Genomic DNA, 22,339 nt, shown 5'->3' on the forward strand with positions numbered 1-22,339 from the left:
GACAATTGTCTTTTTAAAAACGATGTGTCGACAACACCATGGATGACCTGAAAGAACCCGCCGCGCCCGGCGCTCCTCCTGCCGCGACCGATGCACCGGCGCCCCCGCGGCCGCGCCGGCGCTGGCTGCGCGCCCTGCTGTATCTGTTCGCCGCGGTCGGCGTGCTGGCGCTGGCCCTGGTCGGCTACGCCGTCTACGACCATTCCAAAAAGCCCGCGGCGCCGGCGCGCGTGACCATCGACGAGGCGGCCGTGATCGAAAGCATGATGGCCGACACCTACGGCAAATATTCGGCTTCGAAGAAGGGCTGGCTGTACGTGGGCGAGGACAATCGCACCTACCTGATGCGGGTGGTGCAGCAGGTGAAGATCCCAGACGGCGCCGACGGTGACGAGCTGTATTTCGTCGCCAGCGGTGGCGGCACTGATGGCGACGGCGCGGTCGTCGGTGTCTTCCACGTGCGTCCCACGGTGCCGCATGACGGCGGCCTGACCCAGGTGAACACGCAGCTTGCCATGCCGTGGGCGCAGGCGGTCAAGCCCGAGCAGGTGCATTTCGAGGCGCTCAGCGAGAACCTGTGGGGCTGGGTCGTCAAGGTGCAGACCGGCAGCGATGCCAAGGTGTCGCCCGTGACCGTCAGTAACATGGTGTTGGCCCCCCATGGCGACGAGATCGCCGTGCTGGGACGCTTCGATGGCGCCAGCGACTTCGATCCGGGCGTGCCCTGCGCCGAGGCCAAGGCCGACTGGGATGCCTACGTCAACCACGTGACGCCGGAAGTGGAAGGCGAGGACATCGAGGAGCCGGAAGAGCCCCTGCGCTGCGACAAGCGTCGCTGGACCTACCGCACCGGTACCGTCAGCGGCAATATTCCCGTGCCGATCACGGTGACGGCCGGCGGCACGCGGGACGGCCTGCCGGTCGAGCCGCGCAAATGGAAGCTGATGTTCGACATGAAGAGCTTCACCTACAACGTGCCGAACGAGTTGCACGAAACCACCGGCGAAGAGTAGGCACAAAAGGGGCGCGCCGGCGAAAACGGAGTAAGCTGGCGGCTCGGCCGGCACTGGACCGGCCGCCTTTTCCAAAGGAGACGCGCATGGGCTCTGGCAGGATTCTGGTGGCACAGGGAGGCGGTCCGACCGCCGTCATCAACCAGTCGCTGGTGGGCGTGGCGCTGGAAGCGCGGCGCTTCCGCGACGTCACGCGGGTGTACGGCGCGCTGCACGGCGTGCGCGGCATCGTCGACGAGGAGTTCGTCGACCTGACGCAGGAAACCAGCCATAACCTGGAGCTGGTGGCCGCCACGCCGTCGTCGGCGCTGGGTTCCACGCGCGACAAGCCGGACGAACAATACTGCGCCGAGATCTTCCACGTGCTGCGCGCCCACGAGATCGAGCACTTCTTCTACATCGGCGGCAACGACTCGTCCGACACGGTGCGCATCGTCAGCGAACAGGCCCGTGCCGCCGGCTACCCGCTGCGCGCCATCCATATCCCGAAAACCATCGACAACGACCTGGTCGGCAGCGACCACACGCCCGGCTTCCCGTCGGCGGCCCGCTTCGTGGCCCAGGCCTTCGCCGGGGCCAACCTCGACAACGCCTCGCTGCCGGGCGTCTACGTGGGCGTCGTCATGGGCCGCCATGCCGGTTTCCTGACGGCCGCCGCCGCGCTGGGCAAGAAGTTCCCGGACGACGGCCCGCACCTGATCTACGTTCCCGAACGCACCTTCGAGCTGGAACGCTTCCTGGCCGACGTCAAGGAAACCTACGCCCGCCACGGCCGCTGCGTCATCGCCGTCTCGGAAGGCATCCATGACGCCAGCGGCGCGCCCATCGCCACCTTGCTGGCCAAGGACGTCGAGAAGGACGCGCACGGCAACGTGCAGCTGTCCGGCACGGGCGCGCTGGCCGACCTGCTGTGCGACGCCATCAAGGCCCGCCTGGGCATCAAGCGCGTGCGCGGCGACACCTTCGGCTACCTGCAGCGCTCCTTCATCGGCTGCGTCTCCGACGTCGACCAGCGCGAGGCGCGCGAAGTGGGCGAGAAGGCCGTGCAGCACGCCTTCTGGGGCGAGCGCGACGGCTCGGTGGCGATCCGCCGCACGGGCTTCTATTCGGCCGACTACGCGCTGCTGCCCCTGACGGACGTCGCCGGCAAGACCCGCACGATGGAAGACGAATTCATCGCCGCCAACGGCACCGACGTCACCGATGCGTTCCGGCTGTACCTGCGGCCCCTGCTGGGGTCGGGAATGCCGGATGCGTTCCGGCTGCGCTGCGCGCGGGTGCCGAAGATTTTGAAACCGTAATCCCAAAAGGAAAATTACATGGCATTTCGAACGATCGCGGCCGGCTTGCTCGTTGCATGCGTGGCGCAGTGCGCCATGGCCGCGGAGACCAACACCTCCGCCGAACTGGCCAATCTGTTCAAGGAAGACCAGGCCGATCGCAAGGCGCAGGAAATCGACTGGAGCGTGGTGGGCGCACGCGACGCGGAACGCGAGCGGCGCGTGAAGGCGCTGATCGCCGCGGATGCGCTGAAAAGCGGCATGGACTACCTGCACGCCGCAATGATCCTGCAGCACGCCCATGCGCCGGAAGACCATCTGCTGGCGCACGAACTGTGCGTGATTGCGATCGCCAAGGGCGAGCACCGGGCGAAATGGCTGGCGGCCGCCAGCCTGGACCGTTTTTTGACGGGCATCGACCGGCCGCAGCGCTTCGGCACGCAATACCAGTCGAAGGGCAGGACGGACCCGCCGGTGCTGCTGCCCGTAGATCCGGCGGTGACGGATGCGCTGCGCCGCGAGATGAGCGTGCCAACGCTGGCCGAAGCGAAGCGGCAGGAAACGGAGTACGCGAAGGAGTTCGAGGAAAGGAAGAAGCGCGCGGGGGCGCGCTAGAAACCTGCCGCGGCGCTGCGCGGCAGGCCGGATCGTCTTAGATCACGATGGTCTGGTGCTCGCGTTCGGCGCGGGCGCGGATAGTGCCGATGCGCGAGACGGTTTCGCCGGCCGCCGTCAGCTGGGCGATGGCGGCGTCGGCGTTGTCGGCCGAGACGATGACCGTCATGCCGATGCCGCAGTTGAAGACGCGGTGCATCTCCGCGTCGGCCACGCCGCCGTGCTGCTGCAGCCACTGGAACAGCGGTGGCATGGTCCAGGATTTGCCGTCCAATTCGGCCGTCAGGTGCGGTTGCAGCACGCGCGGGATGTTTTCCACCAGGCCGCCGCCCGTGATGTGTACCAGGCCCTTCACGTCCATCGATTCCATCAGCGCCAGCAGCGGCTTGACGTAGATGCGGGTCGGGGCCATCAGCACGTCGGCCAGCTTGCGGCCGTGGAAGTCGGCGTCCAGGTCCGGCTTGGCCACCTCGATGATCTTGCGTACCAGGGAGTAACCGTTCGAGTGCGCGCCCGACGAGGCCAGGCCCAGGATCACGTCGCCCGGGGCGATTTTTGTGCCGTCGATCAGCTTCGATTTTTCCACCGCGCCCACGGCGAAACCGGCCAGGTCGTATTCGCCGGCCGGGTACATGCTGGGCATTTCCGCCGTTTCGCCGCCGATCAGGGCGCAACCGGCCTGCTCGCAGCCTTGCGCGATGCCCTTGATGACGTCCGTCGCGATGGCCACGTCCAGCTTGCCGCAGGCGAAATAGTCGAGGAAGAACAGCGGTTCGGCACCCTGCACGAGGATGTCGTTGACGCTCATGGCCACCAGGTCGATGCCGACCGTGTCGTGACGGTTCAGCTCGAATGCCAGCTTCAGCTTGGTGCCGACGCCATCCGTGCCGGACACCAGTACAGGCTCCTTGTACTTCTTGCTGATCTCGAACAGCGCGCCGAAGCCGCCGATGCCACCCATGACGCCCTCGCGCAGGGTACGCTTGGCAAACGGCTTGATCGCTTCAACTAAGGCATCGCCCGCGTCGATATCGACGCCGGCGTCACGGTAGGACAGGGATACATTCGAAGGTTGGCTCATGGTGTATTTCGCAGCGGAGGCGGTAAAATAGAAGGCGGAGGCCGCAATTCATACTTTTTGGGTGCGAATTGGGGCAAGTCCGCTATTTTATCAAAATGGCCCGTCCCTTCCCCTAAAAATCCAGCCATTCCCACTTCATGCCATTTCCGATGACCGAAAAACAAGAACAAACGGCATCCCGGGCCAGCGCCGCGCCACCCTTCCCGGCCCCCCTGCGCCGGCAGCTTCTATAATGCATGCTGTAATGAGCCAAAACACGATGCAGACCAACAGGAAACCGGGGCAGCCGCGATGAAGCAGCTGGTCCTGGACCTGGGCGCCGAACCGGTGCACACCCTCGAATCGTTCGAGGTGGGCCGCAATGCCGAAGTGGCGGCGCTGATGCGCCAGTTCGCCCAGCGCACCGCGCGCGAGCACTTCGCCTACCTGTGGGGCGAAATCGGCGCCGGCAAGTCGCATATCCTGAAGGCCCTGGCCGCGACCGACCGTGCGCGCTACATTTCGCCCTTCTCCATCGAGTCCGAATTCGTGTATTCGCCCGACATCGACCTGTACCTGCTGGACGATTGCGAGAAGCTCTCGCCCGTGGCGCAGATCGACGCCTTCGCCCTGTTCAACGAGATCCGTGCCAACGGCGCCTGGATGGTGTGCAGCGGCGCCGTGGCGCCGGCCGTGCTGCCGGTGCGCGAGGACCTGCGCACGCGCATGGGCTGGGGCCTGATCTACCAGCTGCACGGCCTGTCGGACGACGAAAAGGTGGCGGCCCTGTCGCAGGCGGCAGCCAGCCGTGGGCTGACGCTGTCGCCCGGCGTGTTACCCTATTTGCTGTCGCACTTCCGGCGCGACATGCGCTCGCTGTCCTCGATGCTGGACTCGCTCGACCAATATTCCCTGGAAACCCAACGCCCGATCACCCTGCCGTTGCTGCGCGAGTGGCTGCAGGCCGAGGCGAAAGACTGAAAACTGAGAGACTGCATGAACCTGGCCCTGTTCGACCTCGACCACACCCTGCTCCCGATCGACTCCGATTTCGAATGGGGACAGTTCCTGTGCCGCGTGGGCGCCGTCGATACGGCCGCCTTCGAACGCCGCAACAAGGATTTCTTCGGCCAGTACGAAGCCGGCACGCTGGACGCGGTCGAATACCTGGAATTCGCCCTGGGCACCCTGGCGACCATCGATCCGGCGCGTCTGGCCGCGCTGCACCAGCAGTTCATGGCCGAAGTGATCGAGCCGAACATCCTGCCCGTCGCGCGCGCGCTGCTGCAGAAGCACCTGGATGCCGGCGACCTGGTGGCCATCGTGACGGCGACGAACCACTTCGTCACCGCGCCGATCGCCAAGGCCTTCGGCGTCGAGCACCTGATCGCGGCCATGCCGGAAGTAGTGGACGGCCGCATCACGGGGCGCCTGGGCGGCACGCCCACGCAGGGCGAGGGCAAGATCGTCCACACCAAGGCGTGGCTGGAACAGATGGGCAAGACGCTGGACCATTTCGACGCCGTCTACTTCTACAGCGATTCGCACAACGACCTGCCGCTGCTGTCGATCGTCACACACCCCGTAGCGACCAACCCCAACGCCGCGCTGACCACGCACGCAACCGCGCAAGGCTGGCCTTTACTCCATCTATTCAATGATTAAGAAATTTATCCGCAAGATCCTGGGCGTCAAGGAAACACGCAGCGCCAACGAACTGGAAATACTGGGACCGGAGCAGCACGGCATCGACCCGAAGATGCTGTCGTCGAACGCCGTGCGCGTTACTTCCACGCTGCAGGAAGCCGGCTTCGAGGCCTTCGTGGTGGGCGGCGCCGTGCGCGACCTGCTGCTGGGCGTGAAGCCCAAGGACTTCGACATCGCCACCAATGCCACGCCCGAGGAAGTCAAGCGCCTGTTCCGGCGCGCCTTCATCATCGGCCGGCGCTTCCAGATCGTGCACGTGATGTTCGGCCAGGACCTGCTGGAGGTGACCACCTTCCGCGGCACCGCCACGGCCAACGCGCCGAAGGATGAACACGGCCGCGTCCTGCGCGACAACACCTTCGGCACGCAAGCCGAGGATGCCGAGCGGCGCGACTTCACCATCAACGCCATGTACTACAACCCGGCCACGCAACAGGTGCTGGACTACCACGGCGGCATGCGCGACATGCGCGCGCGCACGCTGCGCATCATCGGCCAGCCCGAAGCGCGCTTCCGCGAAGACCCCGTGCGCATGCTGCGCGTAGTGCGTTTCGCGGCCAAGCTGAAGTTCGACATCGAGCCCTCCACGGCGGCCCCTATCGCCGTGATGGCGCCGCTGATCGACAACGTGCCCGCCGCGCGCGTGTTCGACGAGATGCTGAAACTGCTGATGAGCGGCCACGCGCTGGCCTGCCTCCAGCAGCTGCGCAAGGAAGGCCTGCACCACGGCCTGCTGCCGCTGCTGGACGTGGTGCTGGAGCAGCCGCTGGGCTTCAAGTTCGTCACCCTGGCGCTGGACTCGACCGACCGCCGCATCGCCGCCGGCAAGACCGTGTCGCCCGGCTTCCTGTTCGCGTCGCTGCTGTGGCACCAGGTGCTGGAAAAATGGAACGCCTACCAGGCCGCCGGCGAATTCCCCATTCCGTCGCTGCACCTGGCAGCCGACGAAGTGCTCGACTCGCAGACGGAAAAACTGGCCCTGCAGCGCAAGATCGGTTCGGACATGCGCGACATCTGGGCCATGCAGCCCCGCTTCGAGCGCCGCAACGGCAAGAACCCGTACAAGCTGCTGGAGCACGTGCGCTTCCGCGCCGGCTACGACTTCCTGCTGCTGCGCTGCGCCTCGGGCGAGCTGGATCCGGAACTGGGCGACTGGTGGACCGCGTTCTACGAAGGCGACGAGATCACCCGCGCCGAACTGGTGTCGTCCGCATCCGGCACCGGCGCCAAGCGCAAGCGCCCGGCCCGCCGCGGCCAGCGCCACAAGGACGCGCCGGAAGGCACCGAGCAGGACGAACACGCCGAGCATGACGATCACGCCGCACCGGGCGAGCATGCGGACGCGGAAGCAGCCGAAGCGGCTGCCGACGACGCCTACTTCGATGCCGCCGCCGAAGCGACGGCCGCACCGCGCAAGCGCCGCCGTGGCCCGCGCCGCCGCAAGCCCGCCGGCGACGGCGGCGCAGCACCCGCGGGCGACACCGGCGAATAACGTGGTCATCGCGTATATCGGCATCGGCGCCAACCTGGGCGACGCCCGCGCCAACGTCGAGGACGCGGTAGTGCGCCTGCGCCGGCTGCCCGGGACGCAGGTCACGGGCGTCTCCAGCCTGTATGCCACCGCGCCCATCGATTCCTCCGGCGACGACTACATCAATGCCGTGGCCCGCGTCGACACGAACCAGGATGCGGAAAGCCTGCTGCAGGCGCTGCACGGCATCGAACTGGCCCACGGCCGCGAGCGGCCCTACCGCAACGCCCCGCGCACGCTCGACCTGGACGTGCTGCTGTACGGCGACGAACGCATCGCCAGCGCCACCCTGACGGTGCCGCATCCGCGCATGACGCAGCGCGCCTTCGTGCTGGTGCCGCTGCTGGAACTGGCGCCACGGCTCGACATTCCCGGCCTCGGTCCGGCGGCCGCCTTTGCGCCCGGCGTGGCGGACCAGGGCATCACCCTTCTTCCCTGAGAATTCCCATGCAGATCCCCGTGATTGCGCAGACCGTTGGCCTGTTGACCCTGTCGAATGTCTTCATGACGATCGCCTGGTACGGCCACCTGAAAAGCCTGTCGAGCAAACCCTGGTGGATCGCCGCCTTCATCAGCTGGGGCATCGCCCTGTTCGAGTACCTGCTGCAGGTGCCGGCCAACCGCATCGGCCATACGCAGTACAGCCTGGCCCAGCTGAAGATCATGCAGGAAGCGATCACCCTGACGGTATTCGTGCCCTTCGCGATGATCTACATGAACGAACCGTTCAAGACCGACTACATCTGGGCCGCCCTGTGCCTGGTGGGCGCGGTCTACTTCATCTTCCGCAGCTGACCGCGCCCTCCTCCTGGCTTACCCCTGCAGCCGGCGCGGTTGCGCCACGTCGGCTGTGTCGAATGCCGCCTGCGCGAAGACCGTGGCGCAACTGCGGGCATGGCGGGCGTTGATGTCGAGGGCACTGGTGAAGAAGAAGGTCCCCGTGGTCAGCTCGCCCAGCGCATGCAGGCGCCCCTTGCGGCCGCCCACCCCGATCACTTCATAGCTGCGCGGATCGACGGCGATGCCGCCCAGCGGATGGGCCACGGCCGTGCCCCGTTGCAGCAGGTTGGCCAGCAGGGTCGAGTCCAGCTGCCGGGCCGTGCGCGGCGAACCGGTGGCGTTGATCAGGTAATCGTAGCCCAGCGCCGCCTGCTGCCGGTCGCCACGCGGCTGGACCAGGGGCTTGCCGTCGGCATCGGCCTCGATCGAAAAGTCGCCCGCCTGGAAGCGCAGCTGGCCGGACTTCAGGTAGCCCAGGATCTTCGCCGCGTTCTCGATCGGGATCGACACCCGGTAGCTCATGAAGGTGCTGAAGTATTCCGACAGGAACAGCGCCTTTTCGCTTTCCTTCAGCGCGGCCCACAGCTGGTCGATGATGGCGTTGGTCGAGTACAGCACCGCCTGCCACGGGCGGGGACCGCGCGCCAGCTCGATTTCCCGTTCCAGGTAGGCGGCGAGGTCAAGGGGCGGTGCCGGTGCCCGTACCAGGTCCGGCGGCAGGTCGCCGCCACCGGCGCGGGCGATCTCCTGCCTGACCAGGCCGACGATGTCGCCCAGCCGCAGCTTGCCCTTGGCGCGCACCAGCGCCTCGATGCGGTCCTGGCGCAGGTACTCGGGCACGATGCGACCCTGGGTACCGCGCACGCAGGGGAAATAACCGCTGCGCGAATGGATGACGATGGGCCCGCGGTGGCCGCCCTCGACCAGGCCGATGACGGCGTCGATGCAACTGAGGCGTGCGCCGACGATGCCGACCTTCGCATCCAGAGGGATCTTGTGCGGCAGCTCGGCCACCGGATACGGGTTGGGCAGGATGCGCCCGGCCTCGCCCGCGAACGGCGCCTGCCGTGCCGGCAAGGTGCCGCAGCACAGGAACACGTGATCCGAGTGCAGGGTCAGGCTGCAGTTGGTGCGGGCGATATAACCGTTGCCGACGGCGGCGACGTCGATCACTTCCGCGTCGACCTGGATGATGCGGATGTTCGTGGCCAGCGCCTGCTTGACGACCCAGGCCATCCGCGCCTGCAGGTACATGCCGAACAGGGGCCGCGGCGCGTAGCTGTCCGGATCAGCGTCGAAGGCGGGGAAGTGCCGGCGCCACTGCTGCCCGTTCTCGCGCAGCCAGTCCAGGAAGTCGCCGGGCCGGTCGTGGAAGGGCGTGATGAATCCCGTCTTGGTGTTGAGGATGTTCGACGCCACGTCGGGCGCATAGGCGGCGCCGGGACCGAACACGCCGCGCTTCTCGACCAGGTAGATGGTGGTCTCGGGCCGGCGTTCGGCCGGCACGGCGGCGATATAGTTATACAGGAATGCCAACGACGTCGCGCCGCCGCCTACGATAGTAATGACCATGGTAATGCTCCAATATCTTCAGTCTCAGTGGATCGATTCGAAGCCCGCCATGGGCTTCAATGTGGGAGCGACGTCGAAGTCGCAGTCGACGGCGCGGCGGATGTCGGCCACGTCGATGCCGGGCGCCAGCTCGACCAGTTCCAGCCGGCCTGCGCCCAGGCGGAACACGGCCCGCTCCGTCACGTACAGCACTTCCTTCCCCTGCGTGGCGGCCCGCTCGCCGTTGAAGGTCAGCTGCGACACGTGCGTGTGGAACTTGCAGGTGCGCCCTTCGCGGGCGATGCGCAGCCGACCGTCCACGATCTCCACGGCCAGGCCGCCGGCCGTCAGGGTGCCGCAGAAGACGATTTTTTTCGCCGACTGCGAGATGTTGATGAAGCCCCCCGAGCCGACGAAGCGCCCGCCGAACTTGCTGACATTGACATTGCCTCGCGTGTCGACCTGGCCGAAGCCGAGGAAGGCCACGTCGATGCCGCCGCCGTCGTAGAAATCGAACAGCGCCGATTGCTCGATGACGGCGCGCGGATGCATGACGGCGCCGAAGGACAGGCCTTCGTCCGGCACGCCGCCGATCAGGCCCGATTCAACCGTCAGCGTGAAGTCCGCCATGCCCAGCGCGCGGGCCCGGGCCCCGATCAGTGCCGGAATGCCGATGCCCAGGTTGACGTTGGCACCGGGGTGCCTTGCCAGTTCCAGCGCGGCGCGGTGGGCGACGATGCGCTTGGCGCAGGCGAAGGCCTTGGCCGGCGCGTGCCGCCGCACGGACGGCGCCCCCGTGTAGGCCGGGTCGTAGAAGGTGCCGTAGGTCTGCGGATGCCGGTGCTCCGGTGCCGGCACGACGTAGTCCACCAGGAAGCCCGGAATCCTGACGTCGCGGTGGTTCGGCACGGGACCGTCCAGCAGCTGCTTGACCTGCACGATGACGATGCCGCCACTGTTGTGGGCCGCCTGGGCCTGCGCCAGCGCGTCCATGTACGAAGTCTCTTCGTCGAAGGTGATATTGCCTTCGCTGTCGCAGGCGGTGCCGCGCAGCAGCGCGCAATCGACGCGCCGGGCCGGATAGAACAGGTGGCGGCGCCCGTCGAAGTCGAGCTTCTGCACCAGCGGCGCGAACCTGCGCCGGTCGATCACGCCGCCTTCCACGTCCGGGTCGACGAAGGTATCCAGGCCGACATGGGTCAGCACGCCCGGCGCGCCGGCCGCGATGGCCGCGAACAGCTTGCTGACGACGCCCTGGGGCCAGTTGTGGGCTTCGATCGCGCCTTTCAGGCCCATGTCGGCCAGCGCCGGGCACAGGCCCCAGAAGCCGCCGATCGCCTTCGCCACGAGGCCGGGCACGGCGAGCATGTCGACGCCCTGTCCCGCCTTGTCGCCCGGGCCGGCCCCGAACAGCAGGGACAGGTCGCGCGGGCTGCCCGTTTCATCGAAACGCCGGCGCAGCGCTTCCGTCAGGGTATCCGGGTGGCCGCAGCTGCCGAAGCCGCCGGGGATGACGGTCCAGCCGTCCTGCACCAGCCGCGCCGCTTCATGTGCCGTGATGATCTTCATGGCGGACCTCACGTGAGCTGCTGCACCGGCACGTCGCGCATGGCGAGGATGGTGCAACCGTTCTTCGAGCGCATTTCATGGGTGGTGCCGGGCGCGCGGATGATCAGCGAGCCGGGTGCGAAGCTGACGTCGTTCTCGATATAGTCGCCCTGCAGCACGAATACCATTTCATAGCCCATGTGCAGGTGGCGCGGCGTGAACGCATCGGGCAGATAGCGGATCAGCGCCGCATCGGAGCCCTTCGGGTCGTCCTTCGTGTTGTCGAACAGGGGGTGGATCAGCACCCCCTTGCGCAAACCCGGCTGGTATTCGCGGAACGCGATATCGGGCAAGTGGATCGCGCCGACATCCATCTTCAGGACCTTGTCGAGCAGTTCTGGTGTGTTCATGTTTTCCCTGGCTTTCGAAATATGTTTTGGAAAGTTGGGCGAACCACGCCTTCGCCCTGGCCCAGCCCCGGCGGTAGCACAGGGCTGACGGAAGAGATGCTACCGAACGTTTGTTTGGTTTACTGCGCTGAATATTCCGAGATTTGTAACGACATGGCGGTGTTTCTTCATTTGACGGGCCGAGCCGGGCGGCGTAATCTAGCCAAACATTCAGTATGTTTGAAGCCCATCCATGCGCAAGATCATCGAAAAAGTCGACCTGGTCGACATCGCCGCCGGCCTGTTCCGGATGAAGGGCTACTCGGCCACGAGCATCGACGACATCGCCAAGGCCTGCGGCCTGACCAAGGGCAGCCTGTACCACCACTTCGCCGGCAAGGAGGAGCTGGCCGTCGCCGCGCTGGAGCAGGTGCACCAGTTCTACCGTGGCACCATCTTCGCCATCATCCGCGACAGCGACGCCCCCGGGGTGAAGGAACTGGAGGCCTTCAACCTGGCTGTCGAGCGCTTTTTCACGGATCACCCGCACGGCTGCCTGCTGGCCAACCTGAGCCTGGAAATCGGCGGCGCTGCGGACCTGTTCAGCCCGAAAATCAAGCGCTTCTTCGAGGAGTGGCTGGACTGCTACATGGTGGTATTCTCCCGCTACTTCCCCGCCGAGGAAGCCCGCCACCAGGCCCAGGATGCCGTCGCCATCGTCCAGGGCTGCATCCTGATGAACCGCATCTGGCGCAATATCTCGCCACTGCGGCGCCAGCATGCGCGGCTGCTGGCATCGTGCACGGCCGCGACATTGTCGTGACATAAAACCGCAAACGCAGTGAAATTCCTGTGCCACACTATCAGCATGAAACATACCAAACGTTTGGCATGATTGTCTTTTAACCCACCTTGAAAGGACCCACACCATGTACGCTTTCCTCAGCAAACTGCGCGGCGACGGCGCCGACCTGCCGCCCCAACCCAGCCACAAGAACGTGCTGCTCGCCTGGCTGGGCGGCGTCCTCGCCATCGCGGCCGTGGCGGCGCTGACGGATGCGATGTCGACCGTTCTCCTGCTGGGATCGTTCGGCGCCTCTTGCGTGCTGGTATTCGGCTACCCGGACGTGCCGTTCTCGCAGCCGCGCAACGTCGTCGCTGGCCACGTGTTCAGTTCCGCCATCGGCCTCGTGTTCCTGCACCTGTTCGGGCCGACGTGGTGGGCTGTTGCGCTGGCCGTGGGCACGGCCATTGCCGTCATGATGATGACACGCACCGTGCACCCGCCGGCTGGCTCGAACCCCGTCATCGTGTTCCTGTCCCAGCCCGGCTGGGGCTTCCTGCTGTTCCCCACCATGTTCGGTGCCCTCGTCATCGTCTGCGTCGCCCTGGCTTACAACAATGCCACGCGCAGCGCACGTTATCCGAAGTACTGGTAGGGCCGGCGGAGTCCGGCAAGCGGCCGTGCCGCAGTTTTCCGCACGGTCGTGCTGCAAGGTAGAATACGCGCCGTCAGCACATTATTGAAGGACTCCCATGTCTGGTTATCTGCAAGGAAAAGAAATGGCCGCACCGGCACCTGCCGCGGCGGGTTCGCCGGCACCGGCCGCCAAGGCGGTGGCCAACAAGGCCGTCACGACTCCGTCGCTGCGCGCGCTGCATGCGGCCGGCGAGAAGATCGCGATGCTGACCTGCTACGACGCCAGCTTCGCTTCGCTGATGGAACGCAGCGGCGTCGAGATCCTGCTGATCGGCGACTCGCTGGGCATGGTCTGCAATGGCCACACGTCGACCTTGCCGGTAACGGTGCAGGAAGTGGCCTACCACACGGCCGCCGTCGCGCGGGGCGCCAAGTCGGCGATGATCATGGCCGACCTGCCCTTCGGCAGCTACGGCTCGCCGGAACAGGCACTGGCCAGCTGCGTGCAGCTGATGCAGGCCGGTGCCCATATCGTCAAGATCGAAGGGGCCGGCTGGCTGGCCGACACGGTGCGCTTCCTGGTCGAGCGGGGCGTGCCCGTGTGCGCCCACATCGGCCTGACGCCGCAGTTCGTCCACCAGCTGGGCGGCTACAAGGTGCAGGGCAAGACGGTCGAAAGTGCCGAGGCGCTGAAGGCCGACGCGCTCAAGCTGCAGGCGGCTGGCGCCTCGCTCGTGCTGCTCGAAGCGGTGCCGTCGACCGTCGGCAAGGACGTCACGGCGGCGCTGTCGATTCCCACCATCGGCATCGGCGCGGGCCCGGACTGCTCGGGCCAGGTGCTCGTCATGCACGACCTGCTGGGCGTCTTCCCCGGCCGCAAGGCCCGCTTCGTGAAGAACTTCATGGACGGCCAGGCCAGCATCGAAGCGGCCTTCGGCGCCTACGTGGCCGCCGTCAAGGACGGCAGTTTCCCGGCGCTGGAACACTGCTTCTAAGCGCTGCCAGCCCGACCAAAACCGGGGACTGTCCCCGGTTTTTTTGCATAAGCTTTCCATTTTTTATTCGTTCGTCTCCGCCTTTGCCATCGGTATAGTGTGAACTCCCGCTTCACCTGATTGCCCAACCGTTCATGCCTTACCCGTCTCACATCGCCGACCGCCACGTCCTGTACATGCTGTGCATGGCGCAGTGCATGTGCCTCTCGCGCACGCTCTAATCCGCCACCCTTAAGCCTGCTGTCCCGCACCGTCCCACAAGGCCGGCCAGGGACGCGCTCGCCCTGTCGCATCGTGACGGGGTCACTCCCACCAAGAGGAAACCATGCATCAACCACTTCAGCGCCAGCTCGTCCTGGCCATCGCCGCCGCCCTGCCCCTGTTCGCCATCGCGCAGGAATCTGCCCCCATCGACAAGGTCGTCATCACCGGCTCGAACATCCGCACCACGCAGAAGGAAGGCGCCAGCGCCGTGCAGGTAATCTCGGCCAAGGAAATCGCCGCCAGCGGCAAGGCCAGCATCGCCGACGTGATCCGCGCCATCTCCGCCAACAGCGGCAACAGCTACAACGAGCAGTACACGGGCAGCTTCTCGGCCGGTACGGCCGGCCTGTCGCTGCGCGGCATCGGCCAGAAGAACACGCTGATCCTCGTGAACGGCAAGCGGGTCAGCCCGTATGCGACGGCGCAGGACCTGCAGGAAGTCTTCGTCGACCTGAACAGCCTGCCGATGGCGGCGGTGCAGCGCATCGAAGTGCTGAAGGACGGCGCGTCGTCCGTCTACGGCTCCGACGCCGTGGCCGGCGTCGTCAACCTGATCCTGTACAAGGAATTCACGGGCACCGAGGTGACGGGCCAGTACGGCGGTTCGACGGAAGGCACGGGCCAGCGCGAGAAAAGCGCCGCGCTGCAGGCGGGCTTCGGCAAGCTCGATGCGGACGGCTACAGCGTCGTGCTGTCGGTCGACGCCCAGCAGCGCGACACCCTGCAGCAGACCGACGTGGCATGGCTGAAGGACAGCGACTTCCGCGGCAACCCGAGCGGCACGCTGGGCTGGACCCCGACCAACTACGTCAACGGCAATCCGACCCAGCTGCTGGGCGGCCTGCAAGGCCCGCTGCAGCTGCAGCCCTACAGCGCCATCACGCCCGGCAAGAGCGGCCAGGTGCTGGCCTTCAATCCGTCCCGATACCGCACCTTGATCCCCAGCATCAAGCGCGTGCACGCGTCGCTGCGCGGCACCGTGAAGATCGACGACGACAACGAAGCGTATGCAGACGTCCTGTACGGCCACTCGCGCGCCGACCAGACCTTCGGCGCGCCGCTGACGGTGGGCAGCGGCCTGCGGGCCTGGAACAACGCCAGGCAGCAGCTCGACACGATCAACGTCGTGCTGCCGGTCGGCCATCCGAACAACCCCGGCACGACGCCGCTGCCCATCAACGCCACGCTGTTCGACCTGGGCGCGCGCATGAAGCAGGACAAGGTGGACTTCTTCCGCGTGCTGGCGGGGGCCAAGGGCACCGTGGCAGGCTGGGACTACGACGCCTCCATTGGCCGCTCGGGCAGCAAGTTGAAGGAGACGGTGCAGAACTTCGTCAACCGCTACGAATTCGAGAAGGTGCTGGCCGACGGCAGCTACGACTTCGTCAACCAGGCCAACAACAGCGAGGCGGTGCGCAACCGACTGCGCCTGTCCACCCTGCGCCCGGCCGAATCGAAGCTGACGACGGTGGACTTCTCGGCCACCCGCGAGTTGCTGCAACTGCCGGCCGGCCCACTGGGCTTCGCGGCCGGTGCCCAGTGGCGCCGCGAGGAGATGGATTCGCAAACGTCGACGGCCGTCCTGTCCGGCACCGAGCTGCGCCCGGCCATCAACATCATCGACGGCACGCGCGACGTGGCGGCGCTGTTCGCCGAGTTCAACGTGCCGGTAGTGAAGGACGTGACGGTCAACGTGGCCGGCCGCGCCGACCGCTACAGCGACTTCGGCAGCGCCTTCTCGCCCAAGGCCAGCGTGCGCTGGCAGGCGGCCCAGTGGCTGCTGCTGCGCGGTACCGTCTCGCGCGGCTTCCGGGCGCCGTCGCTGCCGGAGATTACCAACTCGACCTCCGTCAGCTACGGCAACGTGGTCGACCCGCGCGACCCGATCTCGCCGACGCAGGCGCGCGGCGTGACGAACCTGACCATCGCCAACGCCGACCTTAAGCCGGAGCGGTCGAACAACCTGAATCTGGGCGTGGTGCTGGCCCCGAGCAGCCGCACCAGCATCGGCGTCGATTACTATCACATCAGGACCAAGGGCGTGATCGACACCGAGTCGGCCGACAACATCATCGCCAACGAGGCGCAGGCGCCGCAGAAGGTGGTGCGCGACGCGCAGGGCCGCATCCTGACCCTGTATCGCCAGTACGCCAACCAGGGCGACCGCAACGTTTCGGGCATCGACATCGACCTGCGCCACACGCTGCCGCTGGGGTCATTCGGCAAGCTGACCGTCAACGGCCAGTTGAGCCGCGTGCTGAAGTTCGAGGCGCCGCTGGCATTGGGCGAGCCGCTGACGGAAGGCGCCGGCAACAACTGGTTCGGCTCCATCCCGAAATGGCGCGGCGTGACGGGTGCCACCTGGGACATCGGCGCCTGGTCGAACACGCTGGTGTGGAACTACGTGGACGGCTACGACCAGACCACGCGGCCCGGCGAGCGCGTCAAGCCGGTCGGCACCTTCGACGTGACCCTGGCGTGGAAGGCGACACCTGCGGCCACCGTCAGCCTGATCGTGCAGAACGTGGGAGACAAGCGGCCGTCGTGGGATTCGTCGCAGACCTTCTTCGACTTCACCCAGGCCGACCCGCGCGGACGGGTGGCGGCGGTGAAGGTGAATTACCGGTTCTGAGCGTTCCCGCCAACCCGTATGATTGACAGCATGGGAAGCGCATAAAAGGCTTGCCGAGATTTGTTTCCTTAAGGAATAATTAATTCCCCAAAGAAACATCAAGGATTCCCATGAACAGCAGTATGACCGTTCTCGTTATTTTGCTCGTGGTCGCCATGGCCGTGGCGACGCTCGCGGCCCTGAAGACAGCGAAGCGCCACGAGGCTACTTTCCGCGCCCGCCCGCCGATGACGGACAACGAACTGGAATTCTTCGGCCGGCTGGTCAAGGCCGTGCCGGAGCACTTCATCTTCCCGCAGGTTGCCATGTCTGCGATCCTGCAGACGACGGAAACGGACCGCAAGAAGGCCTACGGAGACCATCTGCGCATCGCCCAGCAGCGTGTCGATTACCTGGTGTGCAGGGCCGATGGCAGCATCGTCGCCGTCGTAGAACTGGACGACAAAAGCCACAAGGCGGCCAAGGACCAGTTGCGCGACGCTCGCCTGCAGGGGGCCGGCATCCGCACCCTGCGTTTCGAATCGCGCAAGAAGCCGGCGGTGCCGGCGCTGCGCGATGCGCTGATTCCGCCGCCAGCAGTGGAGACGCCGCGCGCCGTGCCGCCCACCTTACACGTCGTGCCGGCAGCCGTGGCTCAGACCTGAATCCACGTCGTCTTCAACTCCGTATATTTATCCAGCGCGTGCAGCGACTTGTCGCGGCCGTTGCCGGACTGCTTGTAGCCGCCGAAGGGCACGGTGATGTCGTCGTTGTCGTACTGGTTGACGTGCACCGTGCCTGCGCGCAGCGCGCGTGAGGTGCGGATGGCTTTCGACAGGTCGGCCGTCCACACGGCCGCGTGCAGGCCGTAGGGCGAGGCGTTGGCCTGCCTGACCGCCTCGTCGACGTCCGTGAAGCCAAGAACGGACAGCACGGGCCCGAAGATTTCCTCGCGGGCGATGCTCATGCCGGCGTCGACGCCGTCGAAGATGGTGGGCGCGACGTAGTAGCCGCCCGTCTCCAGCCTGACCCGTTCGCCGCCCGCCACCAGCCGCGCGCCGGCCGCCTTGCCCTGCTCGATATAGCCCAACACGGTGTTCAGCTGGATATCGTCGACGATGGCGCCCATCACGGTCGCCTCGTCCAGCGGGTCGCCCGGCGCGAAGGCCGGCACCATCGCCAGCGCCTGCTCGATGAAGCGCTCGCGGATCGATTCCTCGACGAACAGGCGTGACGGCGCATTGCAGCTTTCGCCCTGGTTGAAGAAGATCGAGCCGATCGACGCGGCCACGGCAGCGCCCAGGTCCGGGCAGTCGGCGCAGACGATATTGGCCGACTTGCCGCCCAGTTCCATCCAGGCCCGCTTCAGGTTCGACTGGCCCGCCATCTGCATGATCTGCCGGCCCGTGCGGGTCGAGCCCGTGAAGGCGATGCAGTCCACATCCATGTGCAGCGCCAGCGCGGCGCCGGCTTCATTGCCGAAGCCCGGCAGCACATTGAACACGCCCGGCGGAATGCCCGCCTGCAGCGCCAGGTCGGCCAGCCGGAGCGCCGTCAGCGGCGACTTTTCCGAGGGCTTGAGCACGACGCTGTTACCCGCCGCCAGGGCCGGGGCGATCTTCCACGACGCCATCAGCATCGGGTAGTTCCACGGCACGATGGCACCGACGACGCCGACCGGCTCGCGCGTGATCAAGGCCAGGCTGTCGCTCGGGGTGGGGGCGATTTCGCCATACACCTTGTCGATGGCTTCGCCGTACCAGCGGATGCAGTTGGCGGCGCCCGCGACATCGACGGCCTGGCTGTACTTGATGGGCTTGCCCATGTCCAGCGTTTCCAGCAGCGCCAGTTCGGCCGCGTGCTGTCCCATCAGGTCGGCGAACTTGAGCAGGATGCGCTTGCGTTTCGCGGGCGCGAAAGCGGCCCAGCGGCCGTCGTCGAAGGCGGCGCGGGCGGCGGCCACGGCGACATCGACGTCGGCGCTGTCGCAGCGGGCCACGACGCCCAGCTTGCGCCCGTCGATGGGCGAGTGGTTGTCGGACTGCCGCTCGCCCCGTGCCCAGACTCGTTCGCCATCGATCAGGGCGCGGCCGTCGATCTGCAGGTCGCGCGCGCGTTCGTGCCAGGTAGTGGTCGTCATGCCGGTCTCCTTGGTGGGTTTGTTCGATTCTACTGCGGGGCGCCCCGTGTGGACATTTAGGCAATAGCTATCTCATCGATAGCTACAATAAATTTCTATAATGACAGGTGAGTCGATAGCATAAGCATTCTCCAAACATATAAATCAATAGGAAGAGTATATGAGCAATCTTCTCGCCAGCCAGCCGGCCCGTACGCTGTTGTGCGGCCTCGTCATGTTGTCCGGTGTAGCGGCCTTCGCTACCGGCGCGCAGGCGCAAAGCCAGACCAATGCCCAGACCCTGACCAAGGATAACGGCGCCCCCGTGGGCGACAACCAGAACAGCCAGACCGCCGGCCCCGGCGGCCCCACCCTGCTGCAGGACGTGCACCTGGTGCAGAAGCTGCAGCGTTTCGACCGCGAGCGCATTCCCGAGCGCGTGGTGCACGCCACCGGCACGGGCGCCCACGGCACCTTTACGGCCACCGACGACCTGTCCGACCTGTCGAAGGCCAGGCTGTTCGCCAAGGGCACCGTCACGCCCGTGTTCGTGCGCTTCTCGACCGTGATTCCGGGCCGCTCCGGTGCGGAAACGACGCGCGACCCGCGCGGCTTCGCCACCAAGTTCTATACGCAGGAAGGGAACTTCGACCTGGTCGGCAACAACCTGCCGATCTTCTTCATCCGCGACGCCATCAAGTTCCCGGACATGATCCACGCATTGAAACCGGACCCCGTCACCAATGTGCAGGAACCGGAACGGGTGTTCGACTTCTTCTCGCACGTGCCGGAAGCGACCCATATGCTCACCCGCGTCTATTCGAACCTGGGCACGCCGGCCAACTACCGCCAGATGCACGGCAGCAGCGTCCATGCGCTGAAACTGGTCAATGCCAGGGGCGGCTACGTGTATGGCAAATTCACGTGGACGTCGCGCCAGGGCGAACGCAACCTGCGTCCCGGCGAGATCGCCGCCGTGCAGGGCAAGAGCACCAGTCACGCGACGGTCGATCTGTATGATTCGATCGCCAAGGGCGCCTTCCCCGTGTGGGACCTGACGGTGCAGATCATCAAGCCCGAAGAGCTGGACAAATTCGACTTCGACCCGCTGGACGCCACCAAGGTATGGACCGGCGTGCCGCAGCGTAAAGTGGGCACGATGGTGCTGAACCGCGTGCCGGACAACTTCTTCGAGGCCACCGAGCAGGTTGCGATGGCACCGGGGAACCTGGTGCCGGGCATCGAGGCGTCGGAAGACCGCATGCTGCAGGGCCGCCTGTTCTCGTACATCGACACGCAGCACCACCGCCTGGGCGCGAACTTCCAGTCGCTGCCGATCAACAAGCCGCTGGTGCCCGTGGTGAACAACCATATCGACGGCGCGGCCAATACGTCCGGCCGCACGGGCCGCGTCAACTACGAGCCGAGCCGCCTGGCCCAGGTCAAGGAAGACCCGAATGCCCGCAGCAGCCAGCTGCCGCTGGCCGGCACGACGCAGCAGGCGCGCATCGCCAGGACCCTGAACTTCCAGCAGGCCGGCGAGTTCTACCGCGCCCTGCCGGCGCAGGAGCGTGACGACCTGATCGCCAACCTGTCGGGCGACCTGAAACGGGTGAAGAACCAGGACAGCCTGTACACGATGCTGTCGCACTTCTGGAAGGCCGATGCCGACTACGGCCGCCGCCTGGTGAAGGCCGTCGGTGCCGATGGCGCCAAGGTCGCCACCCTGGCCGCCGGGCTGAAAGAGTAAGCGCACGTCCTGTCCGTGCAACAAGCCGTCGCCCTTTGACCGGGGCGGCGGCTTTTTTGCCCTGGGGACCGCGCAACATGCGTGGTATTCATACTACAATTGCCCGGCACGATATGCCCGGGCGTTCCCTGCCGGCCTGGCGACGCCGGCGCAAATCCGAGGACAGCCTCTTTCCGAAGCTGGTCCAATTGCCGGGTTCTGCCTTTATAATCGCGGATTTTCCGCCCGATATTTCTCGCCCATGAACACCACCCTGATCATCTTCGTCGTGCTCTACCTCCTGGGCACGCTGGCCGTCGGCATGTGGGCGGGCCGCCGCATCAAGAACACGGCCGATTTCGCCGTGGCCGGCCGCAGCCTGCCGCTGATCATGGTGATCACAACGACCTTTGCCACCTGGTTCGGCGCCGAAACCGTGATGGGCGTGCCGGCCAAGTTCGTCCAGGGCGGCCTGAATGCCGTCATCGAGGACCCGTTCGGCGCCGGCACCTGCCTGATCCTCGTCGGCCTGTTCTTCGCCACCAAACTGTACAAACTGAACCTGCTGACCATCGGCGACTACTACCGCCAGCGCTACGGCAAGGGCGTCGAGGTATTCTGCTCCGTCACCATCATCCTCAGCTACCTGGGCTGGGTGGCCGCGCAGATCACGGCCCTGGGCCTGGTGTTCACGGTGCTGACGAACGGCGCCATGTCGCCCGCCGCCGGCATGGTGATCGGCACACTGGCGGTGCTGATCTACGTCGTCGTGGGCGGCTTCATGGCAGTCGCCATCACGGACTTCATCCAGATGATCGTGCTCGTCGTCGGCATGACCGTCATCGCCTTCTTCGCCGCCGACCTGGCCGGCGGCGCCGACAAGGTGCTGGGCATGGCGCAGCAGGCCGACCTGTGGCGCCTGTGGCCCGAGCCGACCTTCACGGACATCGTCTTCTTCTTCGCCGCCGCCATCACGATGATGTTCGGCTCGATCCCGCAACAGGACGTGTTCCAGCGCGTGATGTCGGCCAAGAACGCGCCGACGGCGCGCAGCGGCGCCGTCATCGGCGGCGCCAGCTACATCCTGTTCGGCTTCGTGCCCATGTTTATCGTCGCCGCCGCCGTCGTCGTCATGGGCGACAGCGCCATGGACATCGCCAAGAACGACTACCAGCGCCTGCTGCCCACCTTCGTCATGACGAAGATGCCGCTGGTGATGCAGATCCTGTTCTTCGGCGCCCTGCTGTCGGCCATCAAGAGCACTTCGTCGGCCACCCTGCTGGCACCGGCCACCAGCTTTGTCGAGAACATCCTGAAGAACCTGCGTCCGGACATGAAGGACCGCCAGCTTCTGCTGGCCATGCGCGTGACGATCGTTGTCTTCGCCACGCTGGTGCTGGCCTACGCCATCGCCATGCAGGGCACGTCGATCTACGAACTGGTGTCGAGCGCCTACCAGGTCACCCTGGTCGGCGCCTTCGTGCCGCTGGTGATGGGCCTGTACTGGAAGCGCGCGACGACGCAGGGCGCAGTGCTGTCGATCGGCGCCGGCATCGCCGTGTGGGTGCTGTTCTTCCCGCAGCTGACCAGCTGGGGCACCGCCTTCCCCGGCCAGCTGGCCGGCCTGCTGGCGGCATTCGCCGGCATGTTCGTCGGTTCGCTGGCGCCGCAGGTGCTGCAGGACCGACAGGATGCGACCGCCCGCCTGCACGCAGGCGCCTGAAGCC

The 22,339-nt window shown here is 66.1% G+C and carries 20 protein-coding genes; 15 read left to right on the top strand and 5 right to left on the bottom strand.

Annotation, left to right across the window (positions count from 1 at the left end; genetic code table 11):
• Positions 1-38 precede the first annotated feature (38 nt).
• The 3 genes from GM672_RS05405 to GM672_RS05415 all read left to right on the top strand — a co-directional run bounded on the left by GM672_RS05405 (position 39) and on the right by GM672_RS05415 (position 2,908).
• Positions 39-1,013, top strand: coding sequence for a hypothetical protein (locus tag GM672_RS05405; protein ID WP_155469506.1), 975 nt, complete (start codon positions 39-41; stop codon positions 1,011-1,013).
• A gap of 86 nt (positions 1,014-1,099) precedes the next feature.
• Positions 1,100-2,314, top strand: a complete 1,215-nt coding sequence (locus tag GM672_RS05410; protein ID WP_155469507.1) for a 6-phosphofructokinase — start codon at positions 1,100-1,102, stop codon at positions 2,312-2,314.
• Positions 2,315-2,332: 18 nt separating this feature from the next.
• Positions 2,333-2,908: a hypothetical protein gene (locus GM672_RS05415; protein WP_155469508.1), complete on the top strand. Its 576-nt coding sequence runs from the start codon at positions 2,333-2,335 to the stop codon at positions 2,906-2,908.
• A gap of 37 nt (positions 2,909-2,945) precedes the next feature.
• Here the strand turns inward: GM672_RS05415 and purM are convergent, their stop codons facing one another.
• Positions 2,946-3,989, bottom strand: coding sequence for a phosphoribosylformylglycinamidine cyclo-ligase (gene purM, locus GM672_RS05420; protein WP_155469509.1), 1,044 nt, complete (start codon positions 3,987-3,989; stop codon positions 2,946-2,948).
• Between the two features lie 291 nt (positions 3,990-4,280).
• Between purM and hda the strand changes: the two genes are divergently transcribed.
• The 5 genes from hda to GM672_RS05445 are packed head-to-tail and all read left to right on the top strand — an operon-like array spanning position 4,281 to position 8,001.
• Positions 4,281-4,949, top strand: coding sequence for a DnaA regulatory inactivator Hda (gene hda, locus GM672_RS05425; RefSeq protein ID WP_155469510.1), 669 nt, complete (start codon positions 4,281-4,283; stop codon positions 4,947-4,949).
• Positions 4,950-4,964: 15 nt separating this feature from the next.
• The gene (locus tag GM672_RS05430) at positions 4,965-5,633 is read left to right on the top strand and encodes a histidinol-phosphatase (protein ID WP_155469511.1); all 669 of its coding nucleotides are present in this window, start codon (positions 4,965-4,967) and stop codon (positions 5,631-5,633) included.
• Positions 5,626-7,167 carry a polynucleotide adenylyltransferase PcnB gene (gene pcnB / locus GM672_RS05435; RefSeq protein WP_155469512.1) on the top strand — a complete coding sequence of 514 codons (1,542 nt, stop codon included), beginning with the start codon at positions 5,626-5,628 and terminating at the stop codon, positions 7,165-7,167. Before GM672_RS05430 ends, pcnB begins: the two co-directional genes overlap by 8 nt.
• Position 7,168: 1 nt before the next feature.
• The gene (folK, locus tag GM672_RS05440) at positions 7,169-7,645 is read left to right on the top strand and encodes a 2-amino-4-hydroxy-6-hydroxymethyldihydropteridine diphosphokinase (protein ID WP_229427689.1); all 477 of its coding nucleotides are present in this window, start codon (positions 7,169-7,171) and stop codon (positions 7,643-7,645) included.
• Positions 7,646-7,653: 8 nt separating this feature from the next.
• The gene (locus tag GM672_RS05445; protein WP_155469514.1) at positions 7,654-8,001 is read left to right on the top strand and encodes a DMT family protein; all 348 of its coding nucleotides are present in this window, start codon (positions 7,654-7,656) and stop codon (positions 7,999-8,001) included.
• 18 nt (positions 8,002-8,019) lie between these two features.
• Here the strand turns inward: GM672_RS05445 and GM672_RS05450 are convergent, their stop codons facing one another.
• The 3 genes from GM672_RS05450 to GM672_RS05460 are packed head-to-tail and all read right to left on the bottom strand — an operon-like array spanning position 8,020 to position 11,495.
• Entirely contained in the window at positions 8,020-9,558 is a 1,539-nt protein-coding gene (locus GM672_RS05450; protein WP_155469515.1) for an FAD/NAD(P)-binding protein, read from the bottom strand.
• A gap of 24 nt (positions 9,559-9,582) precedes the next feature.
• Positions 9,583-11,106, bottom strand: coding sequence for an acyl CoA:acetate/3-ketoacid CoA transferase (locus tag GM672_RS05455; RefSeq protein WP_155469516.1), 1,524 nt, complete (start codon positions 11,104-11,106; stop codon positions 9,583-9,585).
• Positions 11,107-11,114: 8 nt separating this feature from the next.
• Positions 11,115-11,495, bottom strand: a complete 381-nt coding sequence (locus GM672_RS05460) for a cupin domain-containing protein (protein ID WP_155469517.1) — start codon at positions 11,493-11,495, stop codon at positions 11,115-11,117.
• Positions 11,496-11,727: 232 nt separating this feature from the next.
• Here GM672_RS05460 and GM672_RS05465 point away from each other — a divergent pair, with 232 nt between their 5' ends.
• The 5 genes from GM672_RS05465 to GM672_RS05485 all read left to right on the top strand — a co-directional run bounded on the left by GM672_RS05465 (position 11,728) and on the right by GM672_RS05485 (position 17,429).
• Complete coding sequence (locus GM672_RS05465) at positions 11,728-12,297, top strand: TetR/AcrR family transcriptional regulator (protein ID WP_155469518.1); 570 nt, start codon at positions 11,728-11,730, stop codon at positions 12,295-12,297.
• A 106-nt stretch (positions 12,298-12,403) separates the two neighbouring features.
• Positions 12,404-12,913, top strand: a complete 510-nt coding sequence (locus GM672_RS05470) for an HPP family protein (RefSeq protein ID WP_155469519.1) — start codon at positions 12,404-12,406, stop codon at positions 12,911-12,913.
• Between the two features lie 124 nt (positions 12,914-13,037).
• Positions 13,038-13,889 carry a 3-methyl-2-oxobutanoate hydroxymethyltransferase gene (gene panB / locus GM672_RS05475; protein ID WP_155469520.1) on the top strand — a complete coding sequence of 284 codons (852 nt, stop codon included), beginning with the start codon at positions 13,038-13,040 and terminating at the stop codon, positions 13,887-13,889.
• A 325-nt stretch (positions 13,890-14,214) separates the two neighbouring features.
• On the top strand, positions 14,215-16,785 hold the full coding sequence (locus GM672_RS05480) for a TonB-dependent receptor plug domain-containing protein (RefSeq protein ID WP_155469521.1): 2,571 nt from the start codon (positions 14,215-14,217) through the stop codon (positions 16,783-16,785).
• Positions 16,786-16,895: 110 nt separating this feature from the next.
• Positions 16,896-17,429 (top strand): DUF2726 domain-containing protein, encoded by a 534-nt coding sequence (locus GM672_RS05485; RefSeq protein ID WP_155469522.1) that lies wholly within the window; start codon positions 16,896-16,898, stop codon positions 17,427-17,429.
• Here the strand turns inward: GM672_RS05485 and GM672_RS05490 are convergent.
• Entirely contained in the window at positions 17,420-18,904 is a 1,485-nt protein-coding gene (locus tag GM672_RS05490) for an aldehyde dehydrogenase (protein WP_155469523.1), read from the bottom strand. The genes GM672_RS05485 and GM672_RS05490 overlap by 10 nt on opposite strands.
• A 214-nt stretch (positions 18,905-19,118) precedes the next feature.
• On the opposite strand from GM672_RS05490, the gene GM672_RS05495 reads away from it, so the two are divergent.
• Both GM672_RS05495 and GM672_RS05500 read left to right on the top strand, forming a co-directional pair.
• Positions 19,119-20,633, top strand: a complete 1,515-nt coding sequence (locus tag GM672_RS05495) for a catalase (protein ID WP_155469563.1) — start codon at positions 19,119-19,121, stop codon at positions 20,631-20,633.
• Positions 20,634-20,874: 241 nt separating this feature from the next.
• Positions 20,875-22,335, top strand: coding sequence for a high affinity choline transporter 1 (locus GM672_RS05500; RefSeq protein WP_155469524.1), 1,461 nt, complete (start codon positions 20,875-20,877; stop codon positions 22,333-22,335).
• The last annotated feature ends 4 nt before the right edge of the window (positions 22,336-22,339 follow it).

Origin of the sequence: Pseudoduganella buxea (assembly GCF_009720835.1) — a bacterium.
GTDB lineage: Bacteria > Pseudomonadota > Gammaproteobacteria > Burkholderiales > Burkholderiaceae_D > Rugamonas > Rugamonas buxea.

Excerpts from the sequence above, each read along its gene's own strand:
- panB (WP_155469520.1), top strand. The coding sequence starts at position 13,038 with ATGGCCGCACCGGCACCTGCCGCGGCGGGTTCGCCGGCACCGGCCGCC.
- GM672_RS05430 (WP_155469511.1), top strand. The coding sequence starts at position 4,965 with ATGAACCTGGCCCTGTTCGACCTCGACCACACCCTGCTCCCGATCGAC.
- purM (WP_155469509.1), bottom strand. The coding sequence starts at position 3,989 with ATGAGCCAACCTTCGAATGTATCCCTGTCCTACCGTGACGCCGGCGTC.
- GM672_RS05455 (WP_155469516.1), bottom strand. The coding sequence starts at position 11,106 with ATGAAGATCATCACGGCACATGAAGCGGCGCGGCTGGTGCAGGACGGC.
- hda (WP_155469510.1), top strand. The coding sequence starts at position 4,281 with ATGAAGCAGCTGGTCCTGGACCTGGGCGCCGAACCGGTGCACACCCTC.
- GM672_RS05480 (WP_155469521.1), top strand. The coding sequence starts at position 14,215 with ATGCATCAACCACTTCAGCGCCAGCTCGTCCTGGCCATCGCCGCCGCC.
- GM672_RS05460 (WP_155469517.1), bottom strand. The coding sequence starts at position 11,495 with ATGAACACACCAGAACTGCTCGACAAGGTCCTGAAGATGGATGTCGGC.
- GM672_RS05490 (WP_155469523.1), bottom strand. The coding sequence starts at position 18,904 with ATGACGACCACTACCTGGCACGAACGCGCGCGCGACCTGCAGATCGAC.
- GM672_RS05415 (WP_155469508.1), top strand. The coding sequence starts at position 2,333 with ATGGCATTTCGAACGATCGCGGCCGGCTTGCTCGTTGCATGCGTGGCG.
- GM672_RS05450 (WP_155469515.1), bottom strand. The coding sequence starts at position 9,558 with ATGGTCATTACTATCGTAGGCGGCGGCGCGACGTCGTTGGCATTCCTG.
- GM672_RS05405 (WP_155469506.1), top strand. The coding sequence starts at position 39 with ATGGATGACCTGAAAGAACCCGCCGCGCCCGGCGCTCCTCCTGCCGCG.
- GM672_RS05410 (WP_155469507.1), top strand. The coding sequence starts at position 1,100 with ATGGGCTCTGGCAGGATTCTGGTGGCACAGGGAGGCGGTCCGACCGCC.
- GM672_RS05445 (WP_155469514.1), top strand. The coding sequence starts at position 7,654 with ATGCAGATCCCCGTGATTGCGCAGACCGTTGGCCTGTTGACCCTGTCG.
- pcnB (WP_155469512.1), top strand. The coding sequence starts at position 5,626 with ATGATTAAGAAATTTATCCGCAAGATCCTGGGCGTCAAGGAAACACGC.
- GM672_RS05470 (WP_155469519.1), top strand. The coding sequence starts at position 12,404 with ATGTACGCTTTCCTCAGCAAACTGCGCGGCGACGGCGCCGACCTGCCG.
- GM672_RS05495 (WP_155469563.1), top strand. The coding sequence starts at position 19,119 with ATGTTGTCCGGTGTAGCGGCCTTCGCTACCGGCGCGCAGGCGCAAAGC.
- GM672_RS05485 (WP_155469522.1), top strand. The coding sequence starts at position 16,896 with ATGAACAGCAGTATGACCGTTCTCGTTATTTTGCTCGTGGTCGCCATG.
- GM672_RS05500 (WP_155469524.1), top strand. The coding sequence starts at position 20,875 with ATGAACACCACCCTGATCATCTTCGTCGTGCTCTACCTCCTGGGCACG.
- GM672_RS05465 (WP_155469518.1), top strand. The coding sequence starts at position 11,728 with ATGCGCAAGATCATCGAAAAAGTCGACCTGGTCGACATCGCCGCCGGC.